Annotated in this window: 9 protein-coding genes and 3 tRNA genes; 4 read left to right on the top strand and 8 right to left on the bottom strand. The window is 67.1% G+C overall.

Annotation, left to right across the window (positions count from 1 at the left end):
- Positions 1-625: 625 nt before the first annotated feature.
- The gene (locus HPY83_19285; GenBank protein NPV10091.1) at positions 626-889 is read right to left on the bottom strand and encodes a hypothetical protein; all 264 of its coding nucleotides are present in this window, start codon (positions 887-889) and stop codon (positions 626-628) included.
- Between the two features lie 25 nt (positions 890-914).
- Here HPY83_19285 and HPY83_19280 point away from each other — a divergent pair, with 25 nt between their 5' ends.
- The 4 genes from HPY83_19280 to HPY83_19265 all read left to right on the top strand — a co-directional run bounded on the left by HPY83_19280 (position 915) and on the right by HPY83_19265 (position 5195).
- Positions 915-1337 (top strand): hypothetical protein, encoded by a 423-nt coding sequence (locus HPY83_19280; GenBank protein NPV10090.1) that lies wholly within the window; start codon positions 915-917, stop codon positions 1335-1337.
- Positions 1338-1660: 323 nt separating this feature from the next.
- A complete protein-coding gene (locus HPY83_19275) occupies positions 1661-2434 on the top strand; it encodes a molybdopterin-dependent oxidoreductase (GenBank protein NPV10089.1) in 774 nt (257 codons plus the stop codon).
- Between the two features lie 39 nt (positions 2435-2473).
- Positions 2474-3514 carry a DUF362 domain-containing protein gene (locus tag HPY83_19270; protein ID NPV10088.1) on the top strand — a complete coding sequence of 347 codons (1041 nt, stop codon included), beginning with the start codon at positions 2474-2476 and terminating at the stop codon, positions 3512-3514.
- A 148-nt stretch (positions 3515-3662) separates the two neighbouring features.
- On the top strand, positions 3663-5195 hold the full coding sequence (locus HPY83_19265; GenBank protein NPV10087.1) for a 4Fe-4S binding protein: 1533 nt from the start codon (positions 3663-3665) through the stop codon (positions 5193-5195).
- Between the two features lie 227 nt (positions 5196-5422).
- On the opposite strand, the gene HPY83_19260 is transcribed toward HPY83_19265, so the two are convergent.
- The 7 genes from HPY83_19260 to HPY83_19230 all read right to left on the bottom strand — a co-directional run bounded on the left by HPY83_19260 (position 5423) and on the right by HPY83_19230 (position 9464).
- A tRNA-Arg gene (locus tag HPY83_19260) sits at positions 5423-5499 on the bottom strand.
- Positions 5500-5513: 14 nt separating this feature from the next.
- Positions 5514-5604, bottom strand: a tRNA-Ser gene (locus HPY83_19255).
- Between the two features lie 12 nt (positions 5605-5616).
- Positions 5617-5702: transfer RNA gene (locus HPY83_19250), tRNA-Ser, on the bottom strand.
- 359 nt (positions 5703-6061) lie between these two features.
- Positions 6062-6895 (bottom strand): solute-binding protein, encoded by an 834-nt coding sequence (locus HPY83_19245; protein ID NPV10086.1) that lies wholly within the window; start codon positions 6893-6895, stop codon positions 6062-6064.
- Positions 6896-6993: 98 nt separating this feature from the next.
- Positions 6994-7725: a phosphate ABC transporter ATP-binding protein gene (locus tag HPY83_19240; GenBank protein ID NPV10085.1), complete on the bottom strand. Its 732-nt coding sequence runs from the start codon at positions 7723-7725 to the stop codon at positions 6994-6996.
- Complete coding sequence (locus tag HPY83_19235) at positions 7722-8435, bottom strand: ABC transporter permease (GenBank protein ID NPV10084.1); 714 nt, start codon at positions 8433-8435, stop codon at positions 7722-7724. Before HPY83_19235 ends, HPY83_19240 begins: the two co-directional genes overlap by 4 nt.
- 30 nt (positions 8436-8465) lie before the next feature.
- Positions 8466-9464: a helix-turn-helix domain-containing protein gene (locus HPY83_19230; GenBank protein ID NPV10083.1), complete on the bottom strand. Its 999-nt coding sequence runs from the start codon at positions 9462-9464 to the stop codon at positions 8466-8468.
- Positions 9465-9947: the final 483 nt, after the last annotated feature.

The raw sequence follows: 9947 nt of genomic DNA, 5'->3' as shown, positions 1-9947 counted from the left end.
CCTTCTTGCTCGCTAGACCGCGCCATCGTCTCTCTGGCCTGTCCCATGCATCACCTCATCTGTCCTGCTGATGCCGCATGGGACTTCAACTGCCGTGCCAACGCCCAATTAGTTGGCACAGATGGCCTCGCGACCCTGCCCCTACAGCCGGTGCGAGTGGCATAGGCTATGAGCAGCGCCAGGCAGTAATCCCCACGGGGAAACCTCAGGCGTCTGGCCGCAGCAACACATGCTGGTTCCAGCGCGCCGCGCGAAGCGTTGGCATGCCCTCGGCGCAGAGACCGTAACCTCCACCCGCGCCCGCTCAGGATCAGGGGCGAGTCGGATCATCCATCGGTCGTCCGAGGCCAACCCGCGTAGGCCGTCCATTCACCGGTCCTCAGGGCAAGCCCCCGCGCCGACTCAGAGGACACGGCGATGGCATCCAGGCCCCAACGAGGAAGCCAGCGCCGTGGCCGCAACAGGCCCATGGCGACAAGGGAGCATGAGAGCACGTTCGCTCCTCGAAGCGGCAGAACTGCAGCAGGAACGCACTCGTGGTCTGCTCGCAAGGCGTGCTAAGCCATCGGGCAACCTAAAGTCGGGGCAATGCCTGGGCGGGGCGCGTCGTGCTTCGCACGCCGTGCTACTCCACCTCCACCTCGCCATCGTCCGATGGATGCAGCTGATTGATGTATCTGAACTTCCCCCGCTGGCTGAAAGTGAAGCTGTAAGTCTGCCCGCTCACTATAGGTGACGCTAGCCCGAAGCCCGGGTGTCGCTCGTCCCTTTCGGGGTCGGCGACTACCTGCAGGGGCCGTGAGGATCCGTTGTAGAAGGTGACCGTTGTGCCCGGAGTCACCTCGACATCGTCAGGCTCGAACCCCGAGTCCGCATAGCGGATGATCACAGGATCGCCTGGCCGAGGCGCTGTGGTGACCGTGACGGTTGTAGTGACGGACCCCGTCGCTGTTGTGGTGACCGATGCCGTGGCGCTGCCTGTGGTCGTCGCCACGGCGGCCATGCTGGTCTCTGTCGAGACAGGAGTCGCCGTGCCCGTGGGGACCGCCGTCGCTGTCGGGCTCCGGGCCTCGGTGGACACTGGGATGGGCACATCAGATGGGGCGCTGGTGGGCGCGGGCGACGGAGCGATGGTATCAGTCGCCTCACGGGTCGCAGTCGGAGCTGGGGCCGCCATGGCGCAGGCCGAAAGGACGGCACCGGCAACTGTTGAGGCAGACAAGGCGAGGAAGCGACGGCGAGTGACAATGCCCATGGCGATAACCTCCCAGCCGAAGGTGAAAGCTAACTCTACGCTTGCCCCTAACAGAAGGGCTTCTCCCGAGCAGTCTACTTGAGCAGGCTCCGTGGGGCAATCGGCTGCCGCCCGCGTTCCAGGCGCACTTGGGCGGCTCAGCTCCAGATCCAGGCCCGGCTGGAGCGCGCCTGTGCAGACTGGGATCCTTTGCAGCCCGCGTCCTTTGGCTACCCTACCACCGTCGTGCCAGGGCAGGGCTGCCGTCGGCACTGGCACTTGGGCAACTGAGAACAGGCACGGCACCAGGCGTCTAGCGATTTTGTCCTCGGTGGATGAGCGATTTGGACATGCGCCCTGGCCGCGTGCGATAATCGCACACTGCGAGGGCCGCCGCACTACCGTGATGGCCTCAGGAGTTAGGTGATGAAGGTTAGCCGTCGTCGTATGTTGCGCCGCACCGGATCCTACGTATCGGCCGCTCTGCTGGCTTCCTTGGCCGCCGCCTGCGGTTCCGCCGAGCCCGTCCGCACTCCCACTCTCGCCCCTACTGCCACACGTACCCCGCCGGCCGTCGACACGACCGAAGCGCCGACTTCCACCCCTGCCCCTCAGCCCACTCTGGAAGCAACACCTACGCCGGACCGGTCGGTCGTGCCGCCCGGCCAGAGGGTCATCAGTCGCTTTCCGGTGCTCGACCTGGGGTACCGGCCTCAGGTCTCCCTGGAGGAGTGGTACCTGGACGTCCGAGGGACGGTGGAGGACCCAGTGACGTTGACTTGGGAGCAGTTCCAGGCTCTCCCTCGGGTGCAACGCACGTGGCACTTCAGCTGCGTCACCGGCTGGACCAAGGAGAACGTGTCCTGGGAGGGGGTCTTGCTGCAGGAGATCATGCGGATGGTGCGCCCGCGTGAGGACGTGGTGGCCGTCATCCTGGAGGGGAGGGACGGCTACACTACCAACTTGGTCTATGAAGAGGCCCGCCGGGAGGAGATTCTGCTGGCGGATACCCTCGAAGGGGACGAGCTGCCCCTCCCCCACGGAGGACCGGTGCGCGCCGTGGTACCCTACCTATACGGGTGGAAGAGCTGCAAGTTCCTCAACCGCATTCGCTTCGAGCTGGTGGACGAGCCTGGCTATTGGGAGACCCGGGGCTATCACAACCATGCCGATCCCTGGAGAGAGGAACGATTTGCCTAGTGAGGTGGGGCTTCGCCCTCGCCAGCGAGTGAGTGAAGAATGAAGAAGTTGACCCGCAGAAAGGCAGTGCTGAACTGGGGGATAGCCGCGCTGGCGCTTTCCGCCTGCGGCGGACAGGACGTGCGCCTGGCCACTGGCGAACCAGAACCGGCGGCCACACCGTCGGTGACGCCCAGAATGGTGCCGGGCCGCATGACCACCCCCTCCCCGGAGGCTACCGCGGCGCAGCCGCGAGGGCCCACGTTGGTGACCCCGGCCCGCGAAGGCACACCCTACCTGGTCGTCGCTAGAGGCGACTCGCCCGCGGCCATCACCGAGGCGGCTGTGACCGCCCTGGGCGGCATGGGCCGCTTCGTCAAACCGGGTGATGACGTGATCGTCAAGCCAAACATCTGCGTCGCTTACCACGGGCCCGAGTACGCCGCTACCACCAACCCCGAAGTGGTCGCCACCATCGTCCGGATGGTCCGGGAAGCGGGGGCAGGTCGGGTGCGGGTAATGGACTACCCCTTCGGGGGATCGGCCAAGGACGCCTACGTCGTCAGCGGTATCCAGGAGGCGGTGGAGCGGGCTGGCGGCGAGATGGAGCTAATGGCACAGGTGAAGTACGCCGAGGTGGACTTCCCCGACGTGAGCCGCGACATCCGGCGCTGGGTGGTCTACACCGACGCTCTGGAGGCCGACGTGCTCATAAACGTGCCCATCGCCAAGCATCACGGCATCGCTACCCTCACCCTAGGGGCAAAGAACCTCATGGGCTTGATCGAGAACCGCCCTCTAATCCACACCAACCTGCATCAGCGTATCGCCGACCTGGTGGCGCTGTTCCATCCGGCGCTGACCATCATGGATGCCGTGCGCATCCTGACGGCCCACGGCCCCTCCGGCGGACGACTGGAAGACGTGCAGCAGATGAACACGGTCATCGCCAGCCCGGACCTGGTGGCTGTGGATGCCTACACCACCCGGTTCTTCCCCTTCGCCGACACCGACAAGGTGGCCTACATCAAGTACGCGGCGGAGATGGGCCTGGGTACGCGGGACCTGGATTCGGTCGAGATCGCGGAGATAGAGGCATAGCCACAGAGCCACAGAGAACACAAGGCGAAAGGGCACAGGAGCACTCAGTCGGGCGGGGCCGGCTCAGCCTCACCGCCACAGCACTCTTTCTGACGGCGTGTTCCATCTCTGTGTCTTCGTGCCTCCGTGGCCAGTCTGGGGGGGATGGATGAGGAGACGCTGGGTACGGGGGGTGGTGCAGGGAGCGGCATTCGGCGCCTTCCTGGTGCTGTTCGTGCTGTCGGCGGCGAGGGCCTTCCCCGGGACGCCTCTGCGGGTGCCCTTCATGCTGGACCCATTGGTCGCCCTGGCCGCTTCCATCAGCCAACGCTCTGTGGTCGCTGGTGCCGCCCTGGCCCTGGTCACCGTCGGGCTGACCCTGGCGTTGGGCCGCGTCTGGTGCGGGTGGCTGTGCCCACTGGGCTCCACCTTGGACGCCGTTTCCATCCGGCCCCGACGTACCGGGCCGCGACGGGCGCCCGACTCGCTGCGCTTCCTCAAGCACTTCGTCCTGGTGACCCTGGTGGTGATGGCGCTGCTGGGCAGCACCCTGCTCCTCCTTCTCGACCCACTCTCCCTGGCCACCCGCACCCTGGCCGTAGCCGTGTGGCCGGCCCTAAGCGTGGCCTTCAGCGCCGCCCAAGGCTTCCTCTACCGCCTGGGCATCCTGCGCGGGCCTCTGGTCGAGTTGGAGGTGTGGCTGCGCGATGGCATACTGCCTGGCTTCCAGCCCCTCTACCGACTCGGACTGGCGGTAGGGTTGCTCGGAATGGGCGTGGTGGCCCTGGAGGGACTGGGCTCCCGGTTCTGGTGCCGGTCCGCCTGCCCTCTGGGTGCCCTCCTGGGAACGGGAAGCAAGGTGGCCCTGGTGAAGCGGACGGTCAACGAGGAGTGCATCGAGTGCGGCCGCTGCGAGGCCGTCTGCCCCACAGGGACAATATCAGCTGCCCGGGGCTACGCCAGCGATCCAGCCGAATGCATCATGTGCCTGGACTGCGCCCGGGCATGCCCCACGAACGCCATCGAGTTTCCCGTGACCGTCTCCGCCGCTCCCCGGCACGACTACGACCCCGGCCGAAGAGACCTGGTAGGTGGCCTGTTGGCGGGGACAGCGCTCGTATCCCTCTTCGGGGCCGACGCCGGCCGGCGCGAGAGCTCAGACCGCTTGATCCGTCCCCCAGGGGCCCTGGAGGCGGAGTTCCTGCACCGCTGCATCCGCTGCGGAGAGTGCATGCGCGCCTGCCCCACCGCGGCCTTGCATCCCGCCGTAGGGCAGGGCTCCCTGGAGGGGCTGTTCTCGCCCGTCCTCGTGCCCCGGCTGGGCTACTGCGACTACTCCTGCAACCGGTGCGGCCAGGTCTGCCCCACCGGCGCCATCCCCGAGCTGTCTCTGGAGGCCAAACGACAGTGGGTGATCGGGCACGCCTTCATTGACGAATCCCTCTGCTTACCGTGGACGGGAGACTCCCAGTGCAGCGTCTGTGAGGAGATGTGCCCTGTGCCGGAGAAGGCCATCTTGCTGGAGGAGGGACAAGCGACCCGACCGGACGGCTCCACTGTGACGCTCTCGCGCCCCAGGGTGCTGCGCGAGCGGTGCATCGGCTGCGGCATCTGCGAGAACAAGTGTCCCGTGACCGGGAGCGCTGCCATCCGGGTGCGCGTGGCGGGGCCGGAACGACTCTCTTCCCGCTCGCTCCTTTGATGCGACTGCCGGGGGCCTCTAGCAAGTCAGCTGGGAAGCGGTCCCGATATGTCGCCAAGCGCACAGGCTTCGGCGCTGGGCAACCAAGCGCGCCAAGTGAGGGTCGGCTCACCGAAGCCGGTTTGGGGCGGATCCGAGCTTTCCGGCGCGCTGTGAGTCCGCGGGCAGCAGCAGGCTTCTGAGACCAGCCAACGCAGAAGCCCTCCGGCAGTCGCCGGAGGGCTTCCTGGTGCGCCCGGCGCGACTCGAACGCGCAACGAACGGTTTCGTAGACCGTCCCTCTATCCAATTGAGGTACGGGCGCACGATTCAGTGCAGCGGGGAGACAGGGATTCGAACCCTGGGAGGAGCTTTAACACCCCTCAACCGCTTAGCAGGCGGCCCCGATCGTCCTCTCTGGCATCTCCCCAGTATGTTAAGGCGGAGGGAGAGGGATTCGAACCCCCGGTGGGGCAAGCCCACAACGGTTTTCAAGACCGTCGCAATCGTCCGCTCTGCCATCCCTCCCGGACAGATATATTCTACCGGCCGGCGACGGCTATCGCAAGGGTTCGCCGCGGCATCCCCTTTGCCCCCCAAGTATACACCTTTAGGCTCGAAAAGCAAAGTCACCCTCTCTAGCAACAGCTCAGGATAGGATCGAGGGACGCATTCCGACCGCCACCGGCGATCGGGTCTTCTGCTGCGCTCAGACTACCAGAGCCAGCCCCGACGGCATTCGGGTACACCCTCCTTCGAGAAGTGCGCGAGCCCACGCTCGTCCTGCCTCCATGCCCCTGCCGCGCCTGGGGACCTCGCCCCCAGAGCGGGCCCGGCCCTCAGAGAGCCGACATGCAAGCGACGTCGCGGCCACCAGACAGGATCGGCTAGTGGGCTGCCCTCCAGGGCTCGGAGTCGGGAGTGAACAGGGCAGACCCGAACTCGGCCACGCCGAACTCAGCGATCCGCTCCTGCGCCGGGACGGATATCAGCCACTCCACGAACTCCTCCGCCCAGTCGGCGTGGATGTGGGGCCCCTTGGACGGGTTCACCGCGATCACGCCGTAGCGGTTGAGCAGGAGTGGATCGCCTTCCACCAGGATCTCCAGGTCCAGCCCCTCCAGCTTGCGGGCCAAGTAGGTGGCCCGGTCGCTGAGAGTGTAGGCCCGCTGCTCGTCCGCCATGCCCAGCACGGCACCCATGCCCTGCCCCGCCGAGACGTACCAGTCACCTCCCGGCTCGATGGCAGCGGCCCGCCAGAGACTCTTCTCCCGCGCGTGGGTCCCGGACTCGTCCCCTCGCGACACGAAGGTCGCTCCGGAGGAGGCTACCTTTGCCAGCGCTTCCGCTGCCTCAGTCATGCCGCCGATGCCCGCCGGATCCTCGGCCGGCCCCACAATGATGAAGTCGTTGTACATGACGTCCTCTCGGCGAGCGCCATGACCGGCTTCCATGAAGGCGTCCTCCAGCTCCCGGGCGTGGACCAGGAGCACGTCGGCATTACCGTCCTCGCCTAGCTTGAGCGCCTGGCCCGTTCCCACCGCGATCACGTCCACCCGGATGCCGGTCTCCTCCTCGAAGAACGGCAGCAGGTAAGCCAGAAGCCCCGAGTCGTCAGTGCTGGTGGTGGTGGCCAACAGAAGGGCGTCGCCTTCTCCCGGGGACACCTCCGCCGCTCCCCCTGTGGTGGTGCCGGTAGCCCCGGTGCAGCCGGTCAGTATCAACAGCAGCGCCGAAGCCAGCAGGATTCGTTTCCCCACTGTCTACATCTCCCCACGGTCCGGGCCTGGTCCACACTCTGCCCGTGCTTGTGCCCCTGCTAGTAGACCATCTCCCCCGACACGAAGGCTTGCGTCCTCGGGTCCTGGGGCGCCCCGAAAAAGGCCTCCGTCTCCGCCACCTCTACCAGCCTCCCCGATAGCAGGAGCCCCACCCGATCCGCCAGCCGCCGCGCCTGGAACACGTTGTGGGTGACCAGGATCACCGTGGTGCCTTTCTCACGGTTGCGGGACCGCACTGCCTCCTCAATCAGGCAGACGTTGGCCGGGTCCAAGTTGGCCGTAGGCTCGTCCAGGAGGAGCACGTCCGGCTCCAGCACCAGGGCCCGAGCTAGGGCCACCCGCTGCGCCTCCCCACCGGATAGGGTGCGGGCCCTGCGCCCCTGCAGGTGACTGAGTCTCACCATCTCCAGCGCCTCGTCTACCCGGTCCGAGGAGTCCCGGCGGCCTCGCAGCCTGAGCCCGAAGGCCACGTTGTCCCGGACGCTCCGGTTGAGCAGCACCGACTGCTGGAACACGGTGGTGACCCGACGCCGCAGCTGCAGCGGCGCCTCCTGCCCAGGCGCAATGCTCGACCCCATGAAGGTGAGCCGACCGAACGTGGGCGGTTCCAGGAAGTTGAGCAGGCGGAGAAGGGTGCTCTTGCCCGCTCCGCTGGGCCCCACTAGCGCCAGCACCTCGCCCCGCTCCACTTCCAGTTGCTCCACGCGGAGCACGGGGTTGCCCTCGTATACCTTGGTGACGCCCTCGAGGGTGTAGATGGGATCGCTCATTCCCGCAGCGCCCGTCCCTGAAGCTGCAACATGGCCAGGTTGGCGGCGAACGACAGCCCCAGCAGGATGACTCCCAGGGCCAGCGCCAAGTCGAACGCCCCCTTGCGCGTCTCCAAAACAATGGCCGTGGTCAACACCCGGGTGCGCCCTTCGATGTTCCCCCCTACCAGCATCACCGCCCCCACTTCGGAGATGATGCTACCGAAGCCGGCAATGATGGAGACCACCACCCCTACCCGCGCTTCCCCGAGGACCGTCACCGCCGTCTGCACTCGAGTGGCCCCCAAGGCGCGCACCTGCTGGCGCAGCTGGGGCTCGACCCCCATGACGGCGGCCATGGTGAAGCCGGCCACCAGGGGAAAGGAGATGATGCTCTGGGCCAGGATCATGGCCCCGGGGGTGAACAGCGCCGGAATCAGAGGTGACTGGAGCTGGCCCAAGGGCCCACTCCGCGACAGGATCAGGTACACGAACAGCCCCACCACCACCGGGGGGAAACCCATGCCAGTGTAGAGCAGCGCCACCACCAGCCGCTTGCCCGCGAACCGGGTCAAACCCAACAGCGCCCCGATGGGAATGCCCACCAGAGTGGCGAACAGCAACGCCACGCCGGAAACCTTCAGAGACAAGCCAACGATCTCCAACACAGCCGGATCCAGCCCAGCTATCAACCGGAGGGCCTGACTCAGGCCCCTGATCAGGTCTCCGATGGTCCCCTCCAAGCCACGAAGGTGTCTCCCTCAATCGCTGAGCCGCATCTGGCCGCACTGGCTCAGGTCGTAACCTCCCAGCGAGGCGGCCTCGGTCCGGAAGCCGCGGCTCTCCATGAGCTCCAGGACGGCAGCGAACTCGCAGCGCTCCCACGCATCCCGGTGAGCCACCAGCTCGAACCTCTCATGGAAGAGGGGCACGAACTCGAGCCCCTCAGCCCGGGCGGCGGCCAGGATGCCCAACCCGACGTCTGCCCGCCTCTCCGCCACGCGCTGGGCTACCTCGGTGTGCGTGCTCACCTCGTCCTGGTAGCCGACGATATCCCCCGGCCCCAACCCTTCCGCCTCCAGGGCGCGATCGAGCCACAACCGCGTCCCCGAGCCTCGGGGGCGGTTGACCAGCCGCACCCCTCGGGCCGCCACGTCCGGCAGGCCCGCGAGCCCGAGTGGATTGCCGGCCGGCACGATGAGGCCCTGCTCCCTGAAGGCCAGGGTGACCAGCGCCATCGCCTCCCCGGGGAAGAGCCGCTTGACATAGGGCAGGTTGTAGTCGCCCGTCTCGGCGTCGAGCAGGTGACAGCCGGCGATCTGACCTACCCCTTGGCGCAAGGCGATCAGGCCGTCGAGGCTCCCCAGGGGCACTATCCACATGCCGGGCCCGGTGCCGGATTCGCGGTAGCGGCGGGCCAACAGCTCCAGGGCCAGGTCGTGGCTGCCGGCCGCCACCAAAGCTCCCTCGTCCGCCAGCTTCGGCGTTATCACCCGGCTGACGGTGAAGGCGCGGGCGCTGGCTCGGTAGTACTTCTCGATGAAACCGGGCAGCTCCTTGGTCCCGGCCGGTTCCACCAGGCCCACCTCCTCGAGCTGCTTAAGATGGTGCCGCACCCAGGCAGGGTGTCGGCCCAAAGCCTGTCCCAACTGGGACAGCGTGGCCGGGGCGGCCATAAGGCGCTGCAGTATCGCCAGGCGGCGCTCATCCGCCAGCACCCGCATCTCGTCCAGGCCCTCCAGTTGTCTCAGGCTGTTCACACCTACCCCCCGGGCCACCCGCAGCCAACCGCTCGGTCGCGCTACTGTAAAGCAATCCTTAACCTTAACGCAAACCGAAGGGGACGTGCCGGAGGCCGCGCGTGAGGCGCATGCCACCTGGTGCTCTGCAGATGCTTCGGGCCTTCCTCACTGCCGGGAGCGTGCGCCAGCCGAGCGTCAGCGCCATCTTCTAGGTGCCGCCGCGGCTGGCGACGCCGACTCCCCCAGAACAAGCGAGGAGTGCGCGCGCCCACGCGCGCTTTGCCCCCAGATGCCTGCTACCCCTGGCGGCTCACCGCTCAAGCACAAGCGAGGAGTGCGCGCGCCCACGCGCGCTTTGCCCCCAGATGCCTGCCACCCCTGGCGGCTCACCGCTCAAGCACAAGCGAGGAGTGCGCGCGCCCACGCGCGCTTTGCCCCCAGATGCCTGCTACCCCTGGCGGCTCACCGCTCAAGCACAAGCGAGGAGTGCGCGCGCCCACG

The organism is Anaerolineae bacterium, assembly GCA_013178015.1.
Taxonomy (GTDB): Bacteria; Chloroflexota; Anaerolineae; order DRVO01; family DRVO01; genus Ch71.
This window is presented reverse-complemented; position numbering and strand designations above follow the sequence as displayed.

Coding starts and splice junctions, on each gene's coding strand:
- HPY83_19275 (NPV10089.1), top strand. CDS start 1,661: ATGAAGGTTAGCCGTCGTCGTATGTTGCGCCGCACCGGATCCTACGTA.
- HPY83_19270 (NPV10088.1), top strand. CDS start 2,474: ATGAAGAAGTTGACCCGCAGAAAGGCAGTGCTGAACTGGGGGATAGCC.
- HPY83_19265 (NPV10087.1), top strand. CDS start 3,663: ATGAGGAGACGCTGGGTACGGGGGGTGGTGCAGGGAGCGGCATTCGGC.
- HPY83_19240 (NPV10085.1), bottom strand. CDS start 7,725: ATGAGCGATCCCATCTACACCCTCGAGGGCGTCACCAAGGTATACGAG.